Source organism: Pseudomonas fluorescens, assembly GCF_902497785.1.
Taxonomy (GTDB): Bacteria; Pseudomonadota; Gammaproteobacteria; order Pseudomonadales; family Pseudomonadaceae; genus Aquipseudomonas; species Aquipseudomonas fluorescens_BO.
In genome coordinates, this window is record NZ_CABVHK010000005.1 from 255,270 (window position 1) to 280,472 (window position 25,203).

21 protein-coding genes are annotated in these 25,203 nt (G+C 61.8%); 10 read left to right on the forward strand and 11 right to left on the reverse strand.

All coding sequences use genetic code 11. The features are described from left to right. Positions 1-95 precede the first annotated feature (95 nt). From F8N62_RS09835 to uvrA, 7 genes are all read left to right on the forward strand, one after another. Positions 96-1,016, forward strand: coding sequence for a LysR family transcriptional regulator (locus F8N62_RS09835; RefSeq protein WP_150710781.1), 921 nt, complete (start codon positions 96-98; stop codon positions 1,014-1,016). A 176-nt stretch (positions 1,017-1,192) separates the two neighbouring features. Beyond that, positions 1,193-1,810 carry a transcriptional repressor LexA gene (gene lexA / locus F8N62_RS09840; RefSeq protein WP_150710782.1) on the forward strand — a complete coding sequence of 206 codons (618 nt, stop codon included), beginning with the start codon at positions 1,193-1,195 and terminating at the stop codon, positions 1,808-1,810. After that, on the forward strand, positions 1,810-2,427 hold the full coding sequence (imuA, locus tag F8N62_RS09845; protein WP_150710783.1) for a translesion DNA synthesis-associated protein ImuA: 618 nt from the start codon (positions 1,810-1,812) through the stop codon (positions 2,425-2,427). Before lexA ends, imuA begins: the two co-directional genes overlap by 1 nt. A 7-nt stretch (positions 2,428-2,434) precedes the next feature. Continuing rightward, positions 2,435-3,850 (forward strand): Y-family DNA polymerase, encoded by a 1,416-nt coding sequence (locus F8N62_RS09850; RefSeq protein WP_150710784.1) that lies wholly within the window; start codon positions 2,435-2,437, stop codon positions 3,848-3,850. After that, a complete protein-coding gene (locus tag F8N62_RS09855; RefSeq protein ID WP_224791356.1) occupies positions 3,826-6,924 on the forward strand; it encodes an error-prone DNA polymerase in 3,099 nt (1,032 codons plus the stop codon). Before F8N62_RS09850 ends, F8N62_RS09855 begins: the two co-directional genes overlap by 25 nt. Before the next feature lie 481 nt (positions 6,925-7,405). Further along, positions 7,406-9,517 (forward strand): PAS domain-containing sensor histidine kinase, encoded by a 2,112-nt coding sequence (locus F8N62_RS09860; protein ID WP_150710786.1) that lies wholly within the window; start codon positions 7,406-7,408, stop codon positions 9,515-9,517. A 147-nt stretch (positions 9,518-9,664) separates the two neighbouring features. Then, positions 9,665-12,301 (forward strand): excinuclease ABC subunit UvrA, encoded by a 2,637-nt coding sequence (uvrA, locus tag F8N62_RS09865; protein ID WP_150710787.1) that lies wholly within the window; start codon positions 9,665-9,667, stop codon positions 12,299-12,301. Between the two features lie 85 nt (positions 12,302-12,386). Here the strand turns inward: uvrA and F8N62_RS09870 are convergent, their stop codons facing one another. From F8N62_RS09870 to F8N62_RS09895, 6 genes are read right to left on the reverse strand one after another with little or no spacing between them, the layout of a single operon-like run. Further along, the gene (locus F8N62_RS09870; protein ID WP_150710788.1) at positions 12,387-14,330 is read right to left on the reverse strand and encodes a response regulator; all 1,944 of its coding nucleotides are present in this window, start codon (positions 14,328-14,330) and stop codon (positions 12,387-12,389) included. After that, a complete protein-coding gene (locus F8N62_RS09875; RefSeq protein WP_150710789.1) occupies positions 14,320-15,195 on the reverse strand; it encodes a sensor histidine kinase in 876 nt (291 codons plus the stop codon). Before F8N62_RS09875 ends, F8N62_RS09870 begins: the two co-directional genes overlap by 11 nt. After that, positions 15,188-16,198 (reverse strand): ATP-binding protein, encoded by a 1,011-nt coding sequence (locus F8N62_RS09880; RefSeq protein WP_150710844.1) that lies wholly within the window; start codon positions 16,196-16,198, stop codon positions 15,188-15,190. Before F8N62_RS09880 ends, F8N62_RS09875 begins: the two co-directional genes overlap by 8 nt. Next, on the reverse strand, positions 16,195-16,599 hold the full coding sequence (locus F8N62_RS09885; protein WP_150710790.1) for an anti-sigma regulatory factor: 405 nt from the start codon (positions 16,597-16,599) through the stop codon (positions 16,195-16,197). Before F8N62_RS09885 ends, F8N62_RS09880 begins: the two co-directional genes overlap by 4 nt. Further along, positions 16,596-16,958, reverse strand: a complete 363-nt coding sequence (locus tag F8N62_RS09890) for an STAS domain-containing protein (protein WP_150710791.1) — start codon at positions 16,956-16,958, stop codon at positions 16,596-16,598. The genes F8N62_RS09885 and F8N62_RS09890 overlap by 4 nt, the downstream gene beginning before the upstream one ends. Before the next feature lie 4 nt (positions 16,959-16,962). Continuing rightward, positions 16,963-17,814, reverse strand: coding sequence for an STAS domain-containing protein (locus tag F8N62_RS09895; RefSeq protein ID WP_150710792.1), 852 nt, complete (start codon positions 17,812-17,814; stop codon positions 16,963-16,965). Positions 17,815-18,029: 215 nt separating this feature from the next. Here F8N62_RS09895 and F8N62_RS09900 point away from each other — a divergent pair, with 215 nt between their 5' ends. Next, positions 18,030-18,218 (forward strand): hypothetical protein, encoded by a 189-nt coding sequence (locus F8N62_RS09900; protein WP_150710793.1) that lies wholly within the window; start codon positions 18,030-18,032, stop codon positions 18,216-18,218. A 57-nt stretch (positions 18,219-18,275) separates the two neighbouring features. Here the strand turns inward: F8N62_RS09900 and F8N62_RS09905 are convergent, their stop codons facing one another. Beyond that, positions 18,276-18,797, reverse strand: a complete 522-nt coding sequence (locus tag F8N62_RS09905) for a DUF4142 domain-containing protein (protein WP_150710794.1) — start codon at positions 18,795-18,797, stop codon at positions 18,276-18,278. A 217-nt stretch (positions 18,798-19,014) separates the two neighbouring features. On the opposite strand from F8N62_RS09905, the gene F8N62_RS09910 reads away from it, so the two are divergent. Next, complete coding sequence (locus tag F8N62_RS09910) at positions 19,015-19,248, forward strand: DUF465 domain-containing protein (protein WP_150710795.1); 234 nt, start codon at positions 19,015-19,017, stop codon at positions 19,246-19,248. 110 nt (positions 19,249-19,358) lie between these two features. Further along, positions 19,359-19,577, forward strand: a complete 219-nt coding sequence (locus F8N62_RS09915; RefSeq protein ID WP_150710796.1) for a hypothetical protein — start codon at positions 19,359-19,361, stop codon at positions 19,575-19,577. Positions 19,578-19,696: 119 nt separating this feature from the next. Here F8N62_RS09915 and F8N62_RS09925 read toward each other — a convergent pair whose 3' ends face one another. The 4 genes from F8N62_RS09925 to F8N62_RS09945 all read right to left on the reverse strand — a co-directional run bounded on the left by F8N62_RS09925 (position 19,697) and on the right by F8N62_RS09945 (position 24,930). Then, complete coding sequence (locus F8N62_RS09925) at positions 19,697-20,749, reverse strand: SMP-30/gluconolactonase/LRE family protein (RefSeq protein WP_412071975.1); 1,053 nt, start codon at positions 20,747-20,749, stop codon at positions 19,697-19,699. Positions 20,750-20,778: 29 nt separating this feature from the next. Continuing rightward, positions 20,779-21,918: a sterol desaturase/SRPBCC family protein gene (locus F8N62_RS09930; RefSeq protein ID WP_150710799.1), complete on the reverse strand. Its 1,140-nt coding sequence runs from the start codon at positions 21,916-21,918 to the stop codon at positions 20,779-20,781. A 104-nt stretch (positions 21,919-22,022) separates the two neighbouring features. After that, positions 22,023-22,886, reverse strand: coding sequence for a LysR family transcriptional regulator (locus tag F8N62_RS09935; protein WP_150710800.1), 864 nt, complete (start codon positions 22,884-22,886; stop codon positions 22,023-22,025). Between the two features lie 196 nt (positions 22,887-23,082). Continuing rightward, positions 23,083-24,930, reverse strand: a complete 1,848-nt coding sequence (locus F8N62_RS09945; protein ID WP_150710845.1) for an amidohydrolase — start codon at positions 24,928-24,930, stop codon at positions 23,083-23,085. Positions 24,931-25,203: the final 273 nt, after the last annotated feature.

Below are 25,203 nucleotides of genomic sequence, written 5' to 3' on the forward strand. Positions count from 1 at the left end.
TCCTTGTTATTGCGTCTGATGGCCAGATTAGTGGCTTGTCGCGCTCGGCAGAACGCCTCGCTCACGAAAAACGTTTTTGCCTGAATGGAAAAAGAATGGACAAGTTGGGTGCGTTGAAAATGTTCGTGGTCACGGCGCAACTGGGCAGTTTCAGTCGGGCGGCCGAGCAACTGGGCAAGACGCCGTCGGCCCTGACCAAGGCGGTCAATCATCTGGAAGCCGAACTCGGCGCGCGATTGTTCGAGCGCAGTACGCGGCGAATTCTGCTGACGGAATCGGGACGGCTCTACCTGGAGACGGCGCGTCAGGTGTTGCAGCGTCTGGACGAGGCCGGCGAGGAGATCGAGCAGTTGCAACACGGCCTGCGCGGCAGTCTGAAAATCACCGCGCCGCTGGCGTACGGCCAGGCTTTTCTCGATCAGGTCTGTGGCGGTTTTCTGGAGCAATACCCGCAGATCAATCTGCAAGTGGACCTCTGCGATGAGTTCGTCAACTTGCTGGAAAGCGGCTACGACCTGGCCTTGCGCGAAGGCCATGACGATTTGCCGGGGTTGATTGCCCGGGTCGTTGGCAGCAATCGGCTGGCGTTGTGTGCCAGCCCGGCGTATCTGGCGCGCAAGGGGTTGCCGGTCACGCCACAAACCCTCGATGACCACGAATGGCTGCTGTATCGCCATCCGTTGCTCAGCCGCGAATTCTGGTGGGCCGAACGCGACGGCCAGCGTTTGAGCCTGCCGCAACCCCCGTCGCCGCGACTGCGCAGCGACAATTACGACCTGCTGTTGGCCAATGCGCTGGCCGGACGCGGCTTGCTGCACACACCGCTGTGGAGTGCCGCGCCGTACATTGCCGACGGACGGCTGGTGCGGGTGATGGCTGATTACGAGATCGACCCGGACAGCTTTGGCGCGCACATCCTGGCGGTGTACCCGAGTCATCGGCGGGCGACGGCCAAGGTCGTGGCGTTTATCGATTACATCGCAGGGTTTCTGGCGTCCTCTGTAGAAGCTGCGTAGGAGCGGTGTAGGAGCTGTCGAGAGAAACGAGGCTGCGATCTTTTGATCTTGTTTTTAAAAAATCAAAGTCAAAAGATCGCAGCCTCGTTTCTTTCGACAGCTCCTACGGTCCATACACGCAATTCCTACAGGCGGTTCCTACAAATCCTTGCCAGGGAAATGCCGAAAGAGTACAAATGTACTCCATGACGACTTTAACTCCCCGCCGTACCGCCATCCTGACCTTTATCCGCGATCGAATCGCGGAGCACGGTCAGTCCCCGAGCCTCGCTGAAATCAGCGAGGCCTTTGGTTTCGCCTCCCGCAGCGTGGCGCGCAAGCATGTGCTGGCGTTGACCGAGGCCGGTTTCATCGAGGTCAATGCGCATCAGGCCCGGGGCATTCGTTTGCTTGGGCAGCCGGCGCGGCCCGAGTTGCTGGACATTCCTGTCCTCGGCCGGGTCGCAGCGGGTGCGCCGATCGGGGCCGATGCCGAGGTCCACAGCCGTTTGTTGCTCGACCCGTCGATCTTCTCCCGGGTGCCGGATTACATGCTGCGGGTCAAGGGTGACTCGATGATCGAGGACGGCATTCTCGACGGTGACCTGGTGGGCGTGCACCGCAACCCCGAAGCGCTCAACGGCCAGATCGTCGTGGCGCGGCTGGACGGCGAAGTCACGATCAAACGTTTCGAGCGGGTCGGTGACGCGGTGCGCCTGTTGCCGCGCAACCCGGCCTATAAGCCAATCAATGTTCAGCCCGATCAGGATCTCGCCATCGAAGGCGTGTTCTGCGGCCTGGTGAGGCAAGGGTGATGGGCGCCGTCGTTGCACTGGATACGCTGTTCAATGGCGGCCAGGTCTGGAAGGGCCGGCCTGCGCCACCCACTGCCAGCCCGCAACCCACCGGGCATGCCACGCTGGATGCGGCGTTGCCCACCGGCGGCTGGCCGGAAGCGGCGCTGACCGAAATCCTCCTGGCGGGGCAGGGCGTCGGCGAGTTGCAACTGGTGTGGCCGGCGCTGGCGCGGCTGGCGGCGGCGGGCGAGCGCATCGTGCTGGTGGCGCCGCCCTACGTCCCCTATCCGCAAGCCTGGCAAAACGCCGGGGTTGACCTGCGCCAGTTGTCGATCATCCAGGCCAGCGAGCGCGATGCCCTGTGGGCGGCGGAACAATGCCTGCGCTCGGGCAGCTGCGGCGCGGTGCTGTGCTGGCCGCACAAGGCCGATGACCGGGCGTTGCGGCGCTTGCAGGTGGCGGCGGAAACCGGCTCGACCCTGGCGTTTGCCTACCGCTCGATCAATGAAGCGATCAACCCGTCACCGGCCGCGCTGCGCATCGCCATCGACGCCAGGCCTGCGCAACTGCGCGTGCTCAAGTGCCGTGGCGGGCTGGCCCGTTCGGCGCCGATTGCCTTCCCCGTGGGGCATTGAGGTTGCCATGCGCTGGGTGTGTATTCTTTTCCCGCAATTGGCGCTGGACGCGGTACTGCGTCAGCGCGCCGATCCCGATGAACCGCTGGCGCTGCTGACGGGCCCGGCACAGCGTCGGGTGTTGCAGGCGGTCAACGCGTCGGCACGAGCGCTGGGATTGCGTCCCGGCCAGTCGATGACCGCCGCGCAGGCCTTGAGCAAAGGCTTTGTCACCGCCGAATACGACGTCGCCGAAATCGAGCATTGGCAACAGTTTCTCGCCGCGTGGGCCTACCGTTTCAGCTCTCAGGTCAGCGTGCATTACCCGCGTGCGGTGGTGTTTGAAATCGAGTCGAGCCTGGGGTTGTTCGGCGACTGGCCGCAGCTCGAAAAGCGCTTGCGCGACGAACTTGGCGAGCTGGGGTTTCGCCACCGCATCGTTGCCGCGCCCAACCCGGTGGCGGCGCGGATTCTGGCTAACGCCTATGACGGTCTGGTGGTGCCGGACGATCAAGCCTTGCAGCATCATCTGGGGCAATTGCCCGTCGACCGGATCGGGCTGGAGGCCAACGTCGCCACGGCGTTGTCGCGCATGGGGCTACGCACCTTGAATCAGGTGCAGGCGTTGCCCCGGCACAGTCTGGCCCGGCGGTTCGAGTCTCAGGTGCTCAAGCATCTGGATGCGCTGCTCGGCACACGGCGACTGGCGCTGGCGTTTTACCTGCCGCCGGACCGCTTCGATGTGCGCATCGAGCTCAATTTCGACGTGCAGTCCCATCAGGCGCTGCTGTTCCCGTTGCGCCGCTTGACCGGTGATCTGGCGGCGTATCTGTGCGGACGCGACAGCGGCGTGCAGCGTTTCGACCTGCACCTGGAACACGCCGGCTTGCCGGACAGCGTGATCAAGGTCGGTTTGCTCAGCGCCGAACGCGATCCGGCGATGCTCTTTGAACTGGCCCGAGGCCGTCTGGAACAAGTCCAGGTGGAAGCGCCGGTGCGCGGTTTCCGCCTGCGCGCCGAAGACTTGCCGGCTTTCGTTCCCCAGTTTCAGGAACTGTTCGACGACCGTCCGCAGCAGTCCTTGCCTTGGGAGCAACTGCGCGAACGCTTGCGCGCGCGGCTGGGGGATGACGCGGTGCATGGCTTGCGCTTCCAGGCCGATCACCGGCCGGAGTGCGCGTGGCAAGCCAATGTCGACAGTCAGCGCTGCGCCGTCATGCCTGGCGTGCAGCGTCCGGGCTGGTTGCTGGCGCAACCGCAGGCGGTCCACGAAGGTTCGACGCGCATCCTCATGGGGCCGGAGCGTATCGAGACCGGTTGGTGGGACGGCGCCGACGTGCGCCGGGATTATTACCTGATCGAAACCCGTAATGGCCAGCAGGGCTGGGCCTATCGTGCGGTCGGTGAAAGCGGCCCGTTGTGGTTGCAGGGCTGGTTCGCATGAGCATCGGTTATGCCGAGCTGCATTGCCTGTCGAACTTCAGTTTCCAGCGCGGGGCCTCCAGCGCCCTTGAACTATTTCAACAGGCGAAAAAACAGGGCTATCAAGCGCTGGCGATCACCGATGAATGCACCCTGGCCGGCATCGTCCGCGCCTGGCAGGCGGCGAAATCCGTGGAGTTGCCGCTGATTATCGGCAGCGAAGTGCGGATCGAGAACGGCCCGAAACTGGTGCTGCTGGTGGAAAATCTTGCGGGCTATCAGAGCCTGTGCCGGCTGATTACCCGAGCGCGGCGCCGTACGCAAAAAGGTCAGTATCAAGTGTTGCGGGAGGATTTCAGCGAGCCGATGCCGGGGCTGCTGGTGTTGTGGGTGCCGGATGCCGTGGATGATGTGGCCAGCGGCCACTGGCTCAAGCAGACCTTCGCCGAACGAGTGTGGCTGGCGGTCCAGCTACATCGCAGCCAGGACGACAGCGGGCGATTGAGCGCATTACTGACGTTGGCCAGGGCAGTGCACATCCCGGCAGTGGCCAGCGGCGATGTGCACATGCACATCCGTGGCCGTCGCGCCCTGCAGGACACCATGACCGCCATCCGTCATCACGTGTCGGTGGCCGAGGCCGGATTGCGCCTGCACCCCAATGGCGAACGGCATCTGCGCAGTCTCGACGCCTTGCACGCGATCTATCCGCAAGCCTTGCTCGATGAAACCCTGAACATCGCCCGGCGCTGCACCTTTGACCTCGGCCAATTGCGTTATCAGTACCCCCGCGAATTGGTCCCGCAAGGACACAGCGCAGCGTCCTGGCTGAGTGAACTGACCGAACGGGGCATCCGCGAGCGCTGGCCTGAAGGTGCGAGCGACAAGGTGCGCGCGCTGATCGACAAGGAACTGGGGCTGATCGCCGAGCTGGGTTATGAAAGCTATTTTCTGACGGTTCAGGACATCGTCGCCTTCGCCCGGCGCGAGAGAATCCTTTGCCAGGGGCGAGGCTCGGCGGCCAACTCGGCGGTGTGTTTCGCCCTGGGCATCACCGAGATCGACCCGGACCGGATGAACATGCTGTTCGAGCGTTTTCTGTCCAAGGAACGCAACGAGCCGCCGGACATTGATGTGGACTTCGAGCACGAACGCCGCGAAGAAGTGCTGCAGTATGTGTTCCAGCGCTATGGCCGCACTCGCGCGGCGTTGACCGCGGTGGTCAGCACCTACCACGCTGCCGGTGCGGTGCGCGATGTCGCCAAGGCCTTGGGGCTGCCGCCGGATCAGATCAATGCGCTGGCCGATTGCTGCGGGCACTGGAGTGACAACACGCCGCCCGTCGAACGCCTGCTTGAAGGCGGCTTCGATCCCGAGAGCCCGGTGCTGCGCCGGGTATTGAGCTTGACCCAACAGCTGATCGGTTTCCCCCGGCACTTGTCGCAGCACCCCGGCGGCTTCGTCATTTCCGAGCAGCCGCTGGACAGCCTCGTGCCGGTGGAAAACGCGGCGATGGCCGAGCGCACCATCATCCAGTGGGACAAGGATGATCTGGACGCGGTCGGGTTGCTCAAGGTGGATATTCTGGCCTTGGGCATGCTCAGCGCGATTCGCCGCTGTTTCGATTTGCTGCGCCGTCATCGCGGCCGGGACTTGAGTCTGGCGACGGTGCCTTCCGAAGACCCGCAAACCTACGAGATGATCAGCCGTGCCGACACCGTCGGCGTGTTCCAGATCGAATCCCGCGCACAAATGTCCATGCTGCCCAGGCTCAAGCCCCGCACGTTTTATGATCTGGTGATTGAGGTGGCGATTGTTCGGCCCGGACCTATTCAGGGCGGCATGGTGCATCCGTATTTGCGCCGACGGAACAAGGAAGAACTGGAAAGCTACCCCTCCGAACAGTTGAGGGATGTGTTGAAACGCACCCTCGGCGTGCCGCTGTTTCAGGAACAGGTCATGCAGATCGCCATCGTCGCCGCCGACTACAGCCCCGGCGAAGCCGATCAGTTGCGCCGTTCCATGGCGGCCTGGAAACGTCATGGCGGACTGGAGCCGCACAAGGAACGCCTGGCCGCCGGGATGAAGAAAAACGGCTACACGCCGGAGTTTTCCGCGCAGATTTTCGAGCAGATCAAAGGTTTCGGCAGTTACGGATTTCCCGAGTCCCACGCCGCCAGTTTCGCCTTGCTGACGTACGCCAGTTGCTGGTTGAAATGCCACGAACCGGCGGCCTTTGCCTGTGCGCTGATCAACAGCTGGCCGATGGGTTTTTACAGCCCGGACCAGATTCTGCAGGACGCTCGCCGGCACCATTTGCAGATTCGCCCGGTGGACGTGCGCGCCAGCGACTGGGATTGCAGCCTTGAACCGATCATCGGCGCGCAGCCGGCGATTCGCCTGGGGTTACGGATGATCAAGGGCTTTCGCGAGGACGATGCCCGGCGCATTGAAGTCGCGAGGGCGAAAGGTGCGTTCATCGACATTGCCGACCTCGGCGAACGGGCGCGACTCGATGCCCGTGCGCAAGAGCAACTGGCCGATGCCGGCGCGCTGCGCGGTTTGGCCGGTGACCGCCATCGGGCGCGCTGGGAAGTGGCGGGGGTGCAAAAACAATTGGGCTTGTTTGCCGGTTTGCCGAGTCAGGATGAGGACAGGGTGTCGCTGCCAAAACCCACGGTGGGTGAAGACCTGCTGGCCGATTACAACAGCGTCGGCACCACCCTCGGCCCGCATCCATTGGCCCTGCTACGAGGCGAGTTGAAAGCCCGGCGCTGCCGCAGTTCGAAGGAATTGCTGGCGATCGAAAATGGCCGCCCGGTCAGCGTCGCCGGGCTGGTGACCGGCCGCCAGCGCCCGGGCACCGCCAGTGGGGTGACCTTCGTCACCCTTGAAGACGAGTTCGGCAACGTCAACGTGGTGGTCTGGCGCGACCTGGCTGAGCGGCAGCGACAAGTGCTGGTCGGCTCGCAACTGCTCAAGGTCGATGGGCGCTGGGAGCAGCAAGGCGAGGTGCGCCATTTGATCGCCGGGCGTTTGAGCGACCTGAGCCCCTTGCTCGACGGTATCAGCATCCGCAGCCGGGATTTTCATTGACCCCCACTGTAGGAGCTGCCGCAGGCTGCGATCTGTTGATTTTTGTTTTTGAGGACCCTGAGGATCAAAAGATCGCAGCCTGCGGCAGCGCCTACTTGATCACCGGCCAAAACCGCTCGCCTCCGTCCATGCCTGCAACGAGCGCGTCGGCTTGCGCCTGATCGATTCTGGACGTCGCCGCCACGCTCAAAACTGGCTACCATCCGATGAAGCATTTGATTGAGGTATAACCTCCCTACTAAAAGCTGGATTCGCAACCTGTGGGAGCGGGCTTGCCCGCGATAGCGGTATAGCAGTCGATAAAAATATTGACCGTCACGCCCTCATCGCGGGCAAGCCCGCTCCCACAGGGATCTGTGGCAGCCACAGATTCTGGTTCACTGAAATGAGCCACAAGATTCAGCCCATACCTCCATGAAACCATTGGCGCGCGCGATGCTCGAAACAGACGACGCCATTCACACGGACACAGAATCAGTCGATGCAGTTTCTAGACGATAGCCACGGGTGTGCCGGATGGGAGGGTGAAATGGCCGGGCGCATTCGTGCGTTCGATTGGAGCCGGACCGAGCTGGGGAACCTCGAGACCTGGCCCGCCAGCCTGTGCAGCGCGGTGCAGTTATTGCTCGCCTCGCCGCTGCCGATGGTGATGCTGTGGGGCCGCCTCGGCTACATGATCTACAACGATGCGTACTCATCGTTCGCCGGAGGCCGACACCCGTATCTGCTGGGCTCGCCGGTGGAACTGGGCTGGCCGGAAGTCGCCGAATTCAACCGGCACGTGGTCGATACCTGTCTGGCCGGCGGCACCTTGTCCTATCACAATAAAGAACTGGTGCTGTTGCGCGACGGCGTTCCCGAGGATGTCTGGCTTGACCTCTATTACAGCCCGGTGGCCAATGACCGCGGCGAGCCGGCCGGGGTCATGGCGATGGTGGTCGAAACCACCGACCATGTGATCTCCGAGCGCCGGCGCCAAGAGGCCGAAGACGCCTATCGCGCCGACAATGAACGAGTGCGCCTGGCGTTGAATGCCGGGGCTTTGCTCGGCTCGTTCGTGTGGGACATCAAGGGCAATCTGCTGTCCGGCGATGAGCGCTTTGCCCGCACCTTCTCCTATCCGGCCGAACGCAACCTCGGCGACCTGCCAACCGAATTCGCCGAAGCGCGGATTCACCCTGACGACCGCGACTGGGTCAAGGAACAGGTCAATCAATCCGTGACCACCGGCGAGCCCTTCAACGCCGAGTACCGGGTGCTGCGCCCGGATGGCAGTTACTTGTGGGTACAGGCCAGCGGCTGCTGCGAGTTCGATGAACAGGGCCAACCGTTCCGCTTTCCCGGCGTGTTGATCGACATCCACGAACGCAAGACCGCCGAAGAATCCTTGCTCAAGTTCACCCGTAACCTGGAACAGCGCGTTGCCGATGAAGTCGGTGCGCGGCTGGCGGCGGAAGAACAGTTGCGCCAGTCGCAGAAACTCGAAGCCATCGGCGGCCTTACCGGTGGCGTGGCCCATGACTTCAATAACCTGTTGCAAGTGATCGCCGGCAACCTGCATTTGTTGGCGCGGCATGAGCCGGACAATGCCAACGTGCAGCGTCGGGTCTCGGCGTCGATTGCGGCAGTGGAACGCGGGGCAAAACTGTCTTCGCAATTGCTCGCCTTCGCCCGTCGCCAACCGTTGTCGCCGGCGGTCTGCGACCCGCGCCAGATCTTCGAAGGCCTGGGCGAATTGTTGCAGCGGGCACTGGGTGAAACCATCCAGATCGATGTGCGGCTGCCGCAAGCCTCCTGGCATATCAACGTCGATCGCAACCTGCTGGAAAACGCCATCCTCAACCTGGCGATCAATGCGCGCGACGCCATGCAGGGTGAAGGGACCATTGAATTGAGTGCCGAGAACGTCGCCCTTGACCGCAGGTTCTGCGCCGGTAAAGGCATCGTCGCCGGCGATTATGTGCGTGTCGCCGTGGCCGATACGGGCGCCGGCATGCCAGCGCATATTCTGGCTCAGGCGTTCGAGCCGTTTTTCACCACCAAGGCCGATGGTCAGGGCACGGGGCTGGGGCTGAGCATGGTGTTCGGGTTCGTCAAACAGAGCGGCGGGCACATCGAGATGTCCAGCGTCGAGGGGCAGGGCACTCGGGTGCAGCTGTATTTTCCGCGAAGCCTGCGGCCGTTGCCGAGTGAACCGGCGACCCCGGATGCGCAGCATCGGGGCGGGCACGAAACCATTCTGGTGGTCGAGGACAACGAGGCGGTGCGCAGCTCGGTGGTGGAGCTGCTGTGTGAAGAAGGCTACCGGGTCCTGACCGCTGCCAACGGCGACGCCGCGATGCAGATGTTGCTGGACGGCGTGGCGGTGGAGCTGATCTTCACCGACGTGGTCATGCCTGGGTTGATCAAAAGTTCGGACCTGGCGGCCTGGGCCAAAGTGCAGACGCCACCGGTGGCAGTGTTGTTCACGTCTGGCCACACCCGCGACATTATTTCGCGCAACCACCAACTCAGCCCCGACACGTTTTTACTCAGTAAACCCTACAGCCCCGAGGCGCTGACCCGAATGGTCCGCACCGTGCTCAATGGCTGAACCCCAATTCCCTGTAGGAGCTGCCGAAGGCTGCGATCTTTTGATCTTGGGCATCGCACCAGAGAAAGATCAAAAGATCGCAGCCTTCGGCAGCTCCTACGGTCTGAATCGTGCCCAATCGCAGGCAGACACTATTCAAGGTATCCCATGACCACCAAGCGCACCTCCAATCCCCCTTCCGGCATGGTCCGAGTGCGTGGTGCCCGTGAGCACAACCTCAAGAACGTCGACGTTGATATCCCGCGTGACGCCTTGGTGGTGTTCACGGGCGTGTCCGGCTCGGGCAAATCGTCGCTGGCCTTTTCGACCTTGTATGCCGAAGCGCAGCGACGCTATTTCGAATCCGTGGCGCCTTATGCGCGGCGTCTGATCGATCAGGTCGGAGTGCCGGACGTCGACTCCATTGAAGGCCTGCCGCCCGCCGTCGCCTTGCAACAGCAACGGGGCACGCCGAGCACGCGCTCTTCGGTGGGCAGCGTGACCACGCTGTCGAGCCTGATCCGCATGCTCTACTCCCGCGCCGGCAGCTATCCGCCGGGACAGCCGATGTTGTATGCCGAGGATTTTTCGCCCAACACGCCCCAAGGCGCGTGCCCCGACTGTCACGGCTTGGGACGGGTCTATGAAGTCACCGAAGCCCTGATGGTCCCGGACCCGAACCTGACCATTCGCCAGCGTGCGGTCGCGTCCTGGCCCACGGCGTGGCAGGGACAGAACCTGCGGGACATCCTCGTGACGATGGGTTACGACGTCGATAAACCCTGGCGTGATCTGCCGAAAAAGCAGCGTGACTGGATTCTCTTCACCGAAGAAACCCCGACGGTGCCGGTGTACGCCGGGCTCACGCCGGCAGAAACCAAAGTCGCCCTCAAGCGCAATATGGAACCGAGCTATCAGGGCACCTTCACCGGGGCGCGGCGCTACATCCTGCACACGTTCAGTCATTCCCAAAGTGCGTTGATGAAGAAGCGTGTTTCGCAATTCATGCTGGGCAGCCCGTGCCCGTTGTGCGACGGCAAACGGCTGAAACGCGAGGCCTTGTCGGTGACCTTCGCCGGCTATGACATCGGCGAGTTATCGCAAATGCCGTTGCTGCAAGTGGCCGAGGTGTTGCGGCCGGTGGCCGCTCACAGCTACCTCGAACAGGCCGATGAGGCGGGAGAGGTCTTGAGCCATGAGCAGACCCGCGAGGCGCGTGAGCAACGCGTGGCCCATGGCGCCAGCGCTCACGCCAATGCACCGGATGTGCGGCACACGCCCAACCTGTCGGTGGAGAAACGCCTGGCGGCGCAACGGATCGCCCAGGATTTGCTGGAGCGGGTCAGCACCCTGACCGATCTGGGCCTCGGTTATCTGGCGCTGGAGCGCAGCACGCCGACCTTGTCATCCGGCGAGTTGCAGCGCCTGCGCCTGGCGACGCAACTGGGTTCGCAATTGTTCGGGGTGATTTACGTGCTGGATGAGCCCTCGGCCGGCTTGCACCCGGCGGATGGCGAAGCATTGTTTGAAGCCCTGCAACGTTTGAAGGCCGCCGGGAACACCTTGTTTGTGGTCGAACATGACCTGGAAACCATGCGCCGCGCCGATTGGTTGATCGATGTCGGCCCGGCGGCGGGGGAGCATGGCGGGCGCATTCTGTACAGCGGTCCGCCCGAGGGACTGGCCGAAGTGGCCAACTCGCAGACTCGGGCTTACCTGTTCGCCGAGCAGGTCACTCAACCCCGAACCAGCCGCAAACCGACCGACTGGCTGCGGCTGGAGGGCATCACTCGCAACAACTTGAACAACCTCAGCGTCGAGTTTCCGCTGGGCTGTTTTACCTCGGTGACGGGCGTCTCGGGTTCAGGTAAATCAAGCCTGGTCAGCCAGGCGTTGCTGGAGCTGGTGGGGGCGCATCTGGGGCGTGCGGCCAGTGACCCCGAGGCCGAAGAGCTGAGCCTTGAGGACGATGCGCCGCAAGTCAGCGGCGGTCAGGTCAGCGCGGGGCTGGAGTCGATCAAGCGTCTGGTGCAAGTCGATCAGAAACCCATCGGCCGCACGCCGCGCTCGAACCTGGCGACCTACACCGGGCTGTTCGACAACGTGCGCAAGTTGTACGCCGCGACACCCGAGGCCCAGGCCGCCGGGTATGACGCCGGACAGTTCTCCTTCAACGTCGCCAAGGGCCGCTGCCCGACCTGCGAAGGTGAAGGCTTTGTCAGCGTCGAGTTGCTGTTCATGCCCAGCGTCTATGCACCGTGCCCGACGTGTCATGGCGCACGCTACAACCCGCAGACGCTGGCCATTATCTGGCAGGGTTTGAACATCGCGCAGGTGTTGCAGTTGACGGTGGACGAAGCGGTCGAGGTGTTCACGGAGCAACCGGGAATCCGTCGTTCGCTGGAAGTGCTGCGCGATATTGGCCTGGGTTACCTGCGTCTCGGCCAGCCGGCCACTGAACTGTCCGGCGGTGAAGCGCAGCGAATCAAACTGGCCACCGAGCTGCAACGCAATCAGCGTGGGGCAACGTTGTATGTGCTCGATGAGCCGACTACGGGGTTGCACCCGCGGGATGTCGATCGCTTGCTCGAGCAGTTGAATACGCTGGTGACGGCGGGGCACACGGTGATCGTTGTCGAACATGAAATGCGCGTGGTTGCGCAGAGTGACTGGGTGATCGACATCGGGCCGGGGGCCGGGGATCAGGGCGGCAGGATTGTGGTGGCGGGCACGCCGCAGAAAGTCGCCAAGAGCAAAAAGAGCCGGACCGCGGCGTTTTTGGCCCGGGTGCTGGGGTCGCGATAAATCAAAAGATCGCAGGCTGCGCCAGCTCCTACACTGGATCGGCGTGCCCGGGTAGGAGCTGGCGAAGCCTGCGATCTTTTGATCTTCAGGCGCCGTCGAGGGTGCGGCGAACCTTGTCCAGCAGCTCGTTGATCTGAAAGGGTTTGATCAGCATGTCCATGCCATCGCCGAGGAACACCTGGCGATTGATCGCATTCTCCGCGTAACCGGTCATGAACAGGATCGGCAACTTTTCGCGCCAACCCCGGGCCACATCCGCCAGCTCCCGCCCGTTCATGCGCGGCAGTCCGACGTCCGTCAGCATCAGATCAATGGACGGGTCGTTTTGCAGCCGTTCCAGCGCGCTTTCGATATCACCCGCTTGCGTGCAGCGATAGCCGGCGTCCGCCAGCACCTCGGCGACAAACAGGCGCACCGCCGGCATGTCTTCGACGATCAGCACATGTTCGCCCAAACCTTGCTGATCCACGTACTCCGGCACGACATCAGCAGTGGTCGGGTCCGAGGTGGCCGGCAACATGATCGTGACTTCAGTGCCGCGCCGGGCCACGCTGCGAATGTGCGCATCGCCCCCCGATTGCCGGGCAAACCCGTAGATGCTCGACAGCCCCAGCCCGGTGCCCTGGCCCAGTGGCTTGGTGGTGAAAAACGGCTCGAAGACTTTATCGATCACATGGTGTTCGATGCCCGTGCCGTCGTCGCGCACTGCCAGCGCGACATAGGCGCCGTCCGCCAGTTTCAAATCGCCATGCGAGTAGGCCGCATAGGTGCTGACCCAGATATTCCCGCCCTGGGGCAGGGCATCGCGCGCGTTGATCACCAGATTCAGCACCGCACTTTCCAGCTGTATCGGGTCGACCAGCGCAATGGCGGCCTTGGAGGTCAGTTCGAGTTTCAGCGCGATGTGTTCACCAATGGTGCGCACCAGCAATTCTTCCAGCGAACGAATGTGTTCATTGACGTCCACCGGCCGGGTGTCGAGCGGTTGCTGACGGGCAAAAGCCAATAGGCGATGCGTCAATGAGGCGGCGCTGGTGGCCGAACCCAGCGCGGCTTCGGCGTAAAACCGGACTTTGTCGGTGCGCCCGTCGTCGATGCGTTTCTGGATCAGCTCCAGGCTGGTGATAATGCCGGTCAGCAGATTGTTGAAGTCATGGGCGATGCCACCGGTGAGTTTGCCCAGCGCGTCCATTTTCTGCACTTGCAGCAACTGCGCTTCGGTGCGCACCCGTGAGGCGATTTCATGTTCCAGCTGCGAGGTTGCATCGTCGAGCCGGGCCAGGTGCGAGCGTTCGCGGTGGCGGTGTTCGGTGACATCCTCGACAAACACCAGGCTCAGCTCTGGCGTGCGATAGGGCGAGATCTGCCACTCGGTTTCCCGCACCTCGCCCTCGACACGCATGTTCAGCGTGCCTTTCCAGCGCTCGCCAGCCGTCAGGCGCACGCCCAGTTCGTCGAGGATCGACTCCTGCTGATCGGCGAAGCACTCGCGCAGGGCGTCCGGATCGCGATTGTCCTGGATCAGGCGGGAGAACGCGTGGTTGCATTCATGCACTTTGAACTGCGCGTCCAGCACGGCGATGGGCGCCGAGACGTTGACAAAAATCTCGCGAAAACGCGCCTCGCTTTCCCGCAGGGCGTTTTCGGTATCCCGGACCCGCAGCAGCGTGCGCAGCGTTGCGAGCAGCACATCCGGGTCGATGGGATGAATCAGGTAGGCATCGGCACCGGCATCGAGGCCGGTGATGATGTCGCCGGTCTGGATCGAGGCGGCGGAAACGTGGATCACCGGCAACAGCGCGGTGGAGGCCTCGGAGCGCAATTTGCGCACAATGTCGAAGCCGCTCATGTCCGGCAGGTTGACGTCGAGGATCAGCGCATCGATCGATTCGCTGGCGATCAGGGCCAGCCCGTCGCCGCCGGTGCCTGCTTCGAGCACCACGTAGGCATGCCGTTCCAGACGTCGACGCAGGGCGTAGCGCGTGGCGACGTTGTCATCGACGATCAGCAGGCGGATATCACGTTTCATCGGCAGGCTCCATGGCGATGGCCAGCGGGATGATCACGAAAAAGGTCGAACCGACCCCCGGCGTGCTCTCGACCCCGACTTCACCTCCCAACAGTTCAGCGAAGCGTTTGCACAAGGACAAGCCCAGGCCGGTCCCGCGCAAACGTTTTTGCAGGGGCGAGTCGACCTGGGAAAAGTCTTCGAACAATGCCCCATGTAGCTCCGCAGCGATACCTATTCCGGTGTCCGCCACGGCGAAGCGTACCCGGTCGTTGCCCTGCAGCCGCGCGGAAACGCGGACTTCGCCGCGGGTGGTGAACTTCAGCGAGTTGGAAATGAAGTTGCGCAGGATCTGCGCGAGTTTCTTGTCGTCGGTGTACAGCCGTGGCAGCCCGACCGGCTCTTCGAAAATCAGGTCCACGGCACTGGCATCGACAATGGGCCGGAACATGCCGCGCAGGGCGGAGAACAGATCGAACATGTCGAACCAGGCGGGCGAGATGCTGATGCGCCCGGCTTCGATCTTCGCCAGGTCCAGCAGGTCGTCGACCATGTCGCTCAGTTCACGGGCGGCGGTGCTGACGAAGGCCACCTGCCTGTGCTGTTCCAGGCTCAACGGCCCGTCGAGTTCATCGGTCAACAGGCTGGCGATGCTCAGGATCGAACCCAGCGGGGTGCGGAACTCATGGCTCATGTACGACAGGAAACGGCTTTTGAGGTCCGACGCCTGGCGTAACTCTTCGGCCTGAGTGTCGAGCTCGGCGTACAGCGCCAGAACGCCCTGGTTGGTTTCGTCCAGCTCTTCACGCAGTGCCATGGCTTCGCTTTGCAGACGCGCGACCAGTGCGGCTTGCTCGTCAATTGGAGTCGGGGGCTTCTCAGCCATGGGCGGTCTCCAGGGCAATGACCAACACCGTGACGTCGTCCCGGCCACGGCAGAAATCGCGGTGCAGCAGGGCGGCAATCACGGCGGGATGACGATGCACCAGGCCGGGGTAGTCTTGCAGGTTCCAACGGGACTGCAGGCCGTCGCTGTACATGATCAACAGTTGTCCATTCACATGAGCATAGTCAAAGGGTTGCGCTTTCCGGTATTGCCCGCCGACGATGCCGGGATGGGAGGCCAGTCCGCGGGATTTGTCCGGCGCGATCAGGCACGCACCGATGTTGCCAATGCCGATGAATTTCAGCGCATTGGCGCTGCCGTCGAACTGGGCAATCGCCAGGGCGCCGCCGCGGCTGCCGATCATGGACCGGTGGATGTCTTCGAGCAACAGGACCGGCGTATCGAACGGCGACAGGGCGAAGGTTTTTTCGCCGTCGCGGGCGCCCCGTTCCGCTTCTTCACCATGGCCCAGGCCGTCGATCACCAGCGCACTGATGCGCGGCCCGTCGAACGCCAGGTGCCAGACATCGCCGCAGGCCGGATCGTGGTGCAAGGCGTGCTGGCTGACACCAAACCGTCGATCCGCTGCCTTGTCGTTGCGCGGGTAAAACCGAGTCAACAGCACGGAGCCTCGCGCGTCGCTGTAGGCGTCGAACACATCAGCCTGGCGCGACATGGCGCCAAGGCCGATGCCCTGGGTGCCACGGGTGGAAAAACCGTCGGCCAGGCACGCATGCAGATCGAAACCCTTGGCGCGGTCGATGGCGAGCATTTCAATGCCCGCACCGGCTGTCCGCGCTAACACGTTCAGGTGCAGTTCACCGCGGGAGGCGTGCTTGAGAATGTTGCTGGCCAGCTCAGTGGCGACCAGCGCAACACGCCCGGCGTCGGTGGCGTCGAACCCGTATTGTTCCGCCAGTTGCTGGGCGGTGCGGCGTGCATGACCGATCTGGCTGCTGTCTTCGATCGGCAGCACCTGCGTCATCGAACCGCGAATGTTCATGTCCATCGGGTGATCGTTATGCGAGTGCCCTGGCCCGGCGCGGTGTCGAGTTCGAACTCTTCCACCAGCCGTTTGGCGCCCGTGAGACCCAACCCCAGGCCGCTGCCCGAGGTCCAGCCGTCGGTCATCGCCAACTTTATATCGGGGATGCCCGGCCCCTCATCGCGAAAGGTCAGGCGCAATCCGGTGCGCGCGTTTTCCTCGAGAATTTGCCAGTCCATGTCGCCGCCACCGCCATAGACCATGGTGTTGCGCGCCAGCTCGCTGACGGCCGTCACCAGTTTGGTCAGGTCGATCAGGCGCATGCCGCATTCGGTGGCCAGCTTGCGCGCGGTCTGGCGCGCCAGCACCACGTCCTGTTCGATATGAATGGGTTGGCTGCCGCTGCTGCGCACGGTCATTGCCCGTTCACTCGATCCTGAAGCAGTTTCATTCCGCGTTCGACATTGAGCGCGGTGCTCACGCCGGGCAAGGTCATGCCGAGTTCAACCAGCGTAATCGCTACGGCAGGTTGCATGCCCACCAGCACGGTTTCAGCGTCCATGATTTTCGACAGGCCTGAGATCGTGCCGATCATCCGGCCGATGAACGAATCGACCATGTCCAGCGCGGAAATATCGATCAACACGCCACGCGCAGACGTGGCGTTGATCCGTTCAGACAGGTCGTCCTGCAGGGTCAAGGCCAGTTGATCGTGCATGTCGACCTGAATGGTCACCAGCAGAAAGGCGCCCATTTTCAGAATTGGAATGCGTTCCATCGGCTTATACCGTCTTGCTGACGGTAATGCCCAGTCGGGTCAGGGCCAGTTTCAATGCATCGGCAAGGTTGGCTTTGGTGACGACGCCTTGCAGATCGAGGCCCAGGTGCACGATGGTCTGGGCGATTTGCGGACGCACGCCGCTGATAATGCAATCGGCACCCATCAGGCGAATGGCGGTCACGGTTTTCAGCAAATGTTGAGCGACCAGCGTGTCCACGGTCGGAACGCCAGTGATGTCGATGATGGCGATTTCCGAGCCGGTATCGACGATCCGCTGCAGCAGCGATTCCATCACTACCTGGGTGCGTTGCGAGTCCAGTGTGCCAATCATTGGCAGCGCGAGTACGCCGTCCCAAAGCTTGACCACGGGGGTGGACAGCTCCAGCAGTTCTTCCTGCTGACGCTTGATCACCGCTTCGCGGGATTTCTGGAACGTGCGGATGGTGTGCATGCCCAGCGCATCGAGCAATACGGAAATTTCCCAGATTTGCTCGGCCAACAGCGCAGGATTGTCCTGGTAGTGGTTTTGCAGCAGTGCAAACAGAGGACCTTTCAGGGCGAAGATAAAGCTCGCGGTCTGGTGCGAATCCTGGCCGAGGAGGGCGCGGCTATGGGAGAGTTTTTCAAGGAACTGGCGAATGTCGTCCCAGCCTGGCGCCGCCACATTCGAGCCGTTGCCTTGTTCGATACCCGAGACGATCAGTTGCAGGAATTCAGTCGTCTGCTGTTTCAGGTCCTGCTCTTTGATATTGCGTGTGGCGCCGCTGGTGTCGAGGCCGTTAGACCACTCGCCAAGCAGTTGCGTCTGATTTTTCTTGATCGCGTCGAGTGTGGTGGTTTGCAGTGCTGCCATGTGCGTGGACTCCGTAGGTCATATGCGCCGATTCCCCGAAAAACGACCGGTGCAAGTCAGTGACATTTGTCGAATCAAATAGTTGTTCGCTGCCCGCAGGAAATTTTCATCCGGCGCACACCGCATCGGTGGCTTATTCGAGGGAACGTTGCCTGAGGCAAAGTTTCGAAACTACAAGAGTAACTGTTCAGCCGCGTAATTGCAGTGAGGTGTTTATGACAGATGCACGAGAGATCGACGACGATGCAAAAACTGCCGAACCGGAAAGTGCCGATAAGGCGGTAGACCAGAAAAACGTCCACACCGATAACGACAACGAGTTCAGCCCGGGTTTCAAACCACACCCGGATCGACCTGCGCCCGGCGAGGACACTGATGCCGACATCGACACCGATGGCGGCTAACCACACGGGCACAAAAAAGGCCGCATCAATGGATGCGGCCTTTTTTTCAGAACGTTGTTACTTGCCCGGATGCGCGGCTTGCAGTTTTTTCGCCATAGCGAGGTGTTTTTCCAGGCCCGGCAGCATTTTTTGCGCGAAACCTTTCAACTCCGTGGCGCCTTTGACCTTGTCGTCGGTCACGGTATTGGCTTCTTTCTTGAACAGCTCGATGGTGTCTTCGTGCGCCTTGACCTGATTGTTGGCGTAGGCGGCGTCGAAGGACTCATCACGCATGTCGAGGATCTTTTCCTTGGCCTGCTTTACCAGCGTGGTGGTGTCTGGCACCTCGATGTCGTTTTTCTTCGCGATGGCCGCCAGTTCATCATTTGCCTTGGAATGATCGGTGATCATCATCGTGGCAAATTCCTTGACGTCGGCCGAGGCACTTTTTTCCAGAGCCAGCCGGCTGGTTTCGATTTCGGCGATGCCGCCGGCAGTCGCGTTATCGACAAAATCATTATCAGTGGCCGCGAATGCCGCGCCCATGCTGGTGCTCAAGGCCACAGCCAATGCGAGGCGGCGCAGGGTGAATCCGTCCATTGGTTATTCTCCACACAGGTTTTCATGGGCGATCAAGTGATCGTTATGCTGTGGAGGTCGACAGACGGGCAAAGGTTTTATCGGCTTTGCAACAGGACGACGAACGGGCACCGCTGGTCTGATAGGCGGTCGACAGAACGCGCTAACCGAGGCCATTCTGATAGTTGGTGAACGCAATCAATCGCGTTTGCTACCGATCAACAAACGGAGGTGTTCCATGCCGGTGATTCACGATCTTTATCAGGACCTGAAACTCTCAAAGGAAGAGATCCAGCAAAAACGCACCAAGGATCCGTTACTGGATTCGCTGATCAACAAGTATTCGCAGGCGGATGCCGAAGTGGTGAAGGCGGAGCAATCCAAATCAAATGATGACGCCGTGAGGAAGCTCAAGGAGACGCGGTTGCAGGTCAAGGACAAGATCGTCAAACAACTTCAGGCGCCATCTTGACGTGCCGGGCCCAGCCACCGACGACCGGTGACTGAACATTTGGAACGGCGATAAATACCGGCACCTCGAATGATCAGAGTCCGACTTTTCGGCTCCATGCGAGGTGCCTCATGACTGACACAAAATTCCCCAGCGAAGAACAGGGCGGCTACGATCCCATCCCTACCCAACCCGAACCCTTGAGCCCGGGGCGCACTACCGTGAATCCCGAAGACGAGCCGGGAATCGACGAACTGCCGAACAACGAAGGCGCCATTCCCATGGACCAGGACGACGGAACCGACCTCGACCCGGAACGCGTGCGCGATGGTCAGCCCGCTCCCCGTTAGTTTGCAAGTCACGAAACCTGTGGGAGCGAGCCTGCTCGCGAAAGCGGTCGATGATCCGGCATTGATATCGATTGACACACCGCATTCGCGAGCAGGCTCGCTCCCACATTTGATCCTGGTTATTTCACCAATGCGCTGCTCAGCGGCAACCGCACCATGTGCCTGGCCTTCAACGACCCAAAATACAACCACTCGCCATACTCGCGCACTGTGGTGATCGGCGAATAGTTGTCGCGGCTGCCGTCCTGCAGATTGGCGATCACCTTGCCCTCGACGTCCAGCCCTAACGCAAATCCACGTTTCTCCACTGGTGTGGGCAAAACGGTCATCGCTCGCGCAATCACTTTGCGGGCAAAGGGATGGGCTGCCGTGGCATCCAGCAGCGCGTTGCGCGGTGCATATATCGCTACCCAGAAACGGTCCCGGCCATTGAACGACAGGTTGTCCGGCAGCCCCGGCAAGTTATCGATGAATACATCGTGGGTGCCGGCCTTCGGACCGCTCAGCCAGTAGCGGCTGATGCGGTAGGCCCCGGTTTCGTTCACCAGGACGAAGGCTTCATCCGGCCCCAGAGCCACGCCGTTGGCAAATTCCAGCTTATCCAGCAGGACGGTGGTCTTGCCGCTCTGAAAGTCATAGCGCAGTAATCGGCCATCGCCGCCGTGCTCAATGATCGCCGCGCCATCATGGCCGTAACCGAAGCGGCTGGAGGCGTCGCTGAAATAGGCGTAATGGCCGGACTTGTCGATAGCCACGTCGTCGGTAAAACCAAACGCCACACCGTTGGCCGTAGTAGTCAACGGAATCAAGCGTCCTTGCGCGTCAAGCGACAGCAAACCCTTGACCCCATCGGCGATCACCAGCAAACCATTGGGATGGCGCGCCAGGCCCAAGGGCCTGCCGCCGGTATCGGCCAATACTTTGGTGGCCTTGCCGTCGAGGCTGGTGCGAATCAGCCGACCGTCATGCAGGCCGGTGATGAGCACGTCGTCTTCCAGCAGCAAGGCCTCTGGCCCGTCAATGTCCTCGACGCCTACACGCTCCACCGCTTTAAGGCGCTGATTATCGGCGTAGGGCCCACTGGTGAGGGAAGGCGCCGGTGGCGGTGTCCACGCCACCGGTTGCACCTTGGTGGGCATCAGCAGCAGGAAGGCGGCAATCGCCACGATCATCAACACCACAACGCGGCGGAGGGCTCGGCTCACGCGGTGACTCCTGCCGGGGCCAACTGCTTGAGCGCCATGTCGCGCAGCGCGAGCATGGATGCGGCGGACTCCCGATCGATCCGGCGTCGCAGCAACAGGCGATTGGCGATGCGCATCGCGAGGCCGCTGAACTGGTACTCAAGGGTGCGGACAAACCGCGTGCCGTCGCCGTCGGCCTCACATTCGTAGGTCACCACCAATGCCAGACCGTTGTCGCCATGAGCCTGTGCGCTCCAGCGGCGACCGGGCAGATACTCGTTCACCGCCCAGGTCAAATGCCCTTCGCGGCCACCGGCCCTGATGTCTTCTTCAAACCGCGAGCCCGCATGCAACGGGCCGCCCGGGCCCTCGACTTTCAGCGACGAGGGGTGCCACTCCGGCCACCGGGTCACCGTGCTGGCGTAGGCAAGCACTTCAATCGGGTTGCCGGCAATCTTGATCTGATGCTGCATGCGGGTCATGGGCGTACTCGTCAGGTAGGTCGGCTCGGGCTCCCAATACAGGGTGCCGAACAGGTAGTCCGTGAGTGGAAAAACGATGTTGAAATTGCGTTCCTGCATCAGCTCCCGACGGTGATGCAGTTCGTGCAGGCGGCGCATCTGGCGAATCCACGGCAAGCGCGTGAGCGGATTCTCGGGCGGTAGATGTTCGCAGGCATGGAACACTTCGTACGTCAGGTAGCCCAGGACCAGACAACCCGCGACCAGCCCGGCGACATTCGTATCGAACTGCCGCAACAGCCACCAGACGGGCAGGGTGATCACCAGCGTGTGCACCACGATCAGCCAGGCCGGGAACAGAATCACCCGCCAGTCACGGGCGCTGTCGTAGGTCATGTAGCCGGGCGCGAAGAAGCTGTGGTGGTCACCGGTATGGCGCGCGTAAAACAGCCGCGCGAAGCTCTTTTTGTGGTGCCCAAGGTGGCGATGGACCGTGTACACGCCCACATTGAAAACCAGCAGGGTCAGGGGCAGCGCCAACCACTCCAGCGGCTGCACCTGCTGCACGGTGCTCCAGAAGCCGGCGATGGCCAGCAGCCCGAATATCAGGACAAACGCGCCATGCAGCCACGGGTTGTAGCGGGGGTGAATATCTGCGCGGTAGCGGCTGCGAAATGCCTCGGTGGTCTGCCTCACTGCGTTCACCTGTGGTTTTTGTTATCCCAGCAGATTAGACGATCCCGGCGTTTTCGGCGGGTTGCCTTGAGGACACAAATGCCATGCTCCGGTGTAAACCGCGCTCAGGTCAGCGGGTTCCAGCGCTGGGACCAGTCATCGTCGGACCGGATCACTTCGCGCAACAGGTCAAACGCCCGTTGCAGGGTCGCCGAATCGCGATCTCTCGAGTAGACCAGATAGGTCGGGTAGCTGAATTCCGGGGCTTTGGGCACTTGCTCCAGCACGCCGCTTTCCAGATAACTGTGCACGACGCGCGTGCGGAAGTAGGCACTGCCGCCGTTTTCCAGGATGTATTGCAACGCCAGTGGGCCAAGGTTGAAACTCAGCGCGGCTTTGGCTTTTTCAGGCAGTGCAGCATCGTGCTGACGGCGGAAGTCCGGGCCCCAATCGATGTACACGTAAGGATCAGGCTTGCCGGCGAGGCGCACGAGGATCAGCTTTTCTTCCAGCACTTGCTCGACTTGCAGGCGCGGCCAGTATTCGGGCTGATAGACCAGGGCGGCATCGAGCACGCCCAGTTCCAGTTGGCGCAGCAGGTTTTCGCCGTCACGTATTTCCATGCGCAGTGCATGGCCGGGAATTTTTTCCCGCAGTTCCCCGGCCCAACTGAGCATCAACGGGTTGCACAGGCTGACCTCGCCGCCGATGTGCAGCACATTGTGGTAGCCCTCGGGCAATGGCAAATCCCGGCGCGCGGCGTCCCAGGTTTCGACCAGTTGATTGGCGTACACCACAAAGGCTTCGCCGTTCGGCGTCAGTCGGGCGCCGGCACGGTTGCGCACGAACAGGGTGCTGCCCAGTTGGCTTTCAAGTTTCTGCACGCGTGCGGTAATCGCGGTTTGGGTGACGTGAAGTTTTTCCGCCGCAGCGGCGAGGCTGCCGTGGCGGACGATTTCCAGAAAAGTGCGGGCGAGGTCAATGTCCATGGGGAAGCCGGTGCGGGAGGTGCGTGCATTGTAAACAACAATGCCATGCCCAACAAAAATCCCCTGTGGGAGCGAGCCTGCTCGCGAATGCGGACTGCCATCCACTAAGGATGTTGACTGACGAGACGCCATCGCGAGCAGGCTCGCTCCCACAAAGGTTGCGGGTCATACCCGCAAGGTACGACAGCCACTCAATTCAAAATGCAAAACAGGAACAGCCAAACGCCCCCCAGAATCCCTGAAAATCACTCACCGGTGCCGAGGACAATCGCGCCCGTTCATGGCGATGAGCATGCACCGCGCACGCCCCGACACACTGATGAGCCTGCGCCGTCATCGGCGCCAGCGGTCTCCAGTGGCCGGGCACGTTGACCACCGGTGACCACTCCGGCACCACAGGCACCGGCGGCGGGCCGAGTTTTTCGAATTCGGCGGTGCCATAAACAATCTTGCCATCGACAATGGTCAGCACCGACTCGATCCATTTCACCGCTTCGTCCTCGATGTGGAAATAGTCCGCCGACAGGGCGATCAAGTCCGCCAGTTGCCCGACCTTGATCTGGCCCTTCTTGCCTTGCTCGGACGAAAACCACGCGCTGCCGTGGGTGAACAGTTCCAGTGCGGTGTCGCGGCTCAAACCTTGGGGGTATAACTCCAGGCCCCCGACTGTGCGCCCACTGACCAGCCAATACATCGAAGTCCACGGGTTATAGCTCGACACCCGCGTGGCATCGGTGCCGGCGCCGACGGGCACGCCTTCGGCAAGCATGCGCGCAATTGGTGGTGTGTGTTCGGCGGCCTTGGCGCCATAACGATCGACGAAATATTCGCCCTGGAACGCCATGCGGTCCTGAATCGCGATGCCGCCCCCCAAGGCTTTGACGCGCTCGATGTTCTGCGGGGTGATGGTTTCGGCGTGATCGAAAAACCACGGCAAGCCGTCAAACGGAATGTCGCGATTGACCTTCTCGAACACATCGAGCATGCGGCTGATGGACTCGTTGTAGGTGGCGTGCAAACGGAACGGCCAGCGCTGTTCGACCAGATGGCGTACCACCGGCTCCAGCTCCCGCTCCATGGTTTGCGGCAGATCCGGACGCGGCTCAAGGAAATCCTCGAAATCCGCCGCGGAAAACACCAGCATTTCCCCGGCGCCGTTGTGCCTCAGGAAGTCATCACCCTGGCCGTAATGCGAAGTGCTGGTCCAGTTCTTGAAGTCGGTCAGCTCTTCCTTGGGTTTTTGGGTGAACAGGTTGTAGGCAATGCGTACCGTCAGCTGTTGGTCTTTGGCCAGTTGCTGAATGACTTGATAGTCGTCCGGGTAATTCTGATAACCGCCGCCGGCATCGATGGCGCTGGTGACGCCGAGCCGATTGAGCTCGCGCATGAACTGCCGAGTCGAGTTGACCTGATACTCCAGCGGCAACTTCGGCCCTTTGGCGAGGGTCGAGTACAGAATCATCGCATTGGGGCGAGCGATCAGCATGCCGGTCGGGTCGCCATTGGCATCGCGCTGAATTTCACCGCCCGGCGGGTTGGGCGTGTCACGGCTGTAGCCGACCACCTTCAACGCCGCGCGGTTGAGCAGGGCGCGGTCGTAGAGGTGCAGCACGAACACCGGGGTGTCTGGCGCCGCTTTGTTCAGTTCATCAAGGGTTGGCAGGCGCTTTTCGGCGAACTGGAATTCATTCCAGCCACCGACCACCCGCACCCATTGCGGCGTGGGTGTGCGGTCGGCCTGATCCTTGAGCATGCGCAAGGCATCGACCAGCGACGGCACGCCTTCCCAGCGCAGCTCGAGGTTGTAATTCAAGCCGCCACGGATCAGGTGCAGGTGCGAATCATTGAGACCGGGAATTACCGTGCGCCCGTGCAGGTCGATAATCTGTGTGCCGGGGCCTTGCAGCGCCATGGCCTGGGCATCGCTGCCGACCACCACGAAGCGTCCATTCTTGATCGCGACGGCACTGGCCTGAGGTTTTTTGCGATCGACGGTGTGCAGGCGTCCGTTGTACAGAATGAGGTCGGCCGGGGTCTCGGGCATGGTTTTACTCCCTGCGAATAGAGGGCTGATCCAGGCACCGACGGCACCTGCCGAAAGGCCTTGCAGTACACGCCGACGGTTGAAACCGTCGAAGTCGTCAGGTGGGGTCATGGCAATGTTCTCCGCTCGGTTCCTTTATAGAAGAAAGGGGATTGCACAGCCGATGGCTGACGCATGCGGCCAGAAGGAATATAGACGGCAAATGCGCAGTGGGCCTGTTTTAACGCTCGGACAGATCGCTGGATGGACAGTGTAGGAGCTGCCGAAGGCTGC

What these genes read in the sequence shown, in the direction of transcription:
- F8N62_RS09870 (WP_150710788.1), bottom strand. Translation starts at nt 14,330, where the DNA reads ATGAAACGTGATATCCGCCTGCTGATCGTCGATGACAACGTCGCCACG.
- F8N62_RS09835 (WP_150710781.1), top strand. Translation starts at nt 96, where the DNA reads ATGGACAAGTTGGGTGCGTTGAAAATGTTCGTGGTCACGGCGCAACTG.
- F8N62_RS09915 (WP_150710796.1), top strand. Translation starts at nt 19,359, where the DNA reads ATGACTGACACAAAATTCCCCAGCGAAGAACAGGGCGGCTACGATCCC.
- F8N62_RS09860 (WP_150710786.1), top strand. Translation starts at nt 7,406, where the DNA reads ATGCAGTTTCTAGACGATAGCCACGGGTGTGCCGGATGGGAGGGTGAA.
- F8N62_RS09890 (WP_150710791.1), bottom strand. Translation starts at nt 16,958, where the DNA reads ATGGAACGCATTCCAATTCTGAAAATGGGCGCCTTTCTGCTGGTGACC.
- F8N62_RS09900 (WP_150710793.1), top strand. Translation starts at nt 18,030, where the DNA reads ATGACAGATGCACGAGAGATCGACGACGATGCAAAAACTGCCGAACCG.
- F8N62_RS09880 (WP_150710844.1), bottom strand. Translation starts at nt 16,198, where the DNA reads ATGAACATTCGCGGTTCGATGACGCAGGTGCTGCCGATCGAAGACAGC.
- F8N62_RS09910 (WP_150710795.1), top strand. Translation starts at nt 19,015, where the DNA reads ATGCCGGTGATTCACGATCTTTATCAGGACCTGAAACTCTCAAAGGAA.
- lexA (WP_150710782.1), top strand. Translation starts at nt 1,193, where the DNA reads ATGTACTCCATGACGACTTTAACTCCCCGCCGTACCGCCATCCTGACC.
- F8N62_RS09885 (WP_150710790.1), bottom strand. Translation starts at nt 16,599, where the DNA reads ATGACCGTGCGCAGCAGCGGCAGCCAACCCATTCATATCGAACAGGAC.
- F8N62_RS09935 (WP_150710800.1), bottom strand. Translation starts at nt 22,886, where the DNA reads ATGGACATTGACCTCGCCCGCACTTTTCTGGAAATCGTCCGCCACGGC.
- F8N62_RS09875 (WP_150710789.1), bottom strand. Translation starts at nt 15,195, where the DNA reads ATGGCTGAGAAGCCCCCGACTCCAATTGACGAGCAAGCCGCACTGGTC.
- F8N62_RS09945 (WP_150710845.1), bottom strand. Translation starts at nt 24,930, where the DNA reads ATGCCCGAGACCCCGGCCGACCTCATTCTGTACAACGGACGCCTGCAC.
- uvrA (WP_150710787.1), top strand. Translation starts at nt 9,665, where the DNA reads ATGACCACCAAGCGCACCTCCAATCCCCCTTCCGGCATGGTCCGAGTG.
- F8N62_RS09895 (WP_150710792.1), bottom strand. Translation starts at nt 17,814, where the DNA reads ATGGCAGCACTGCAAACCACCACACTCGACGCGATCAAGAAAAATCAG.
- F8N62_RS09905 (WP_150710794.1), bottom strand. Translation starts at nt 18,797, where the DNA reads ATGGACGGATTCACCCTGCGCCGCCTCGCATTGGCTGTGGCCTTGAGC.
- imuA (WP_150710783.1), top strand. Translation starts at nt 1,810, where the DNA reads ATGGGCGCCGTCGTTGCACTGGATACGCTGTTCAATGGCGGCCAGGTC.
- F8N62_RS09850 (WP_150710784.1), top strand. Translation starts at nt 2,435, where the DNA reads ATGCGCTGGGTGTGTATTCTTTTCCCGCAATTGGCGCTGGACGCGGTA.
- F8N62_RS09925 (WP_412071975.1), bottom strand. Translation starts at nt 20,749, where the DNA reads ATGATCGTGGCGATTGCCGCCTTCCTGCTGCTGATGCCCACCAAGGTG.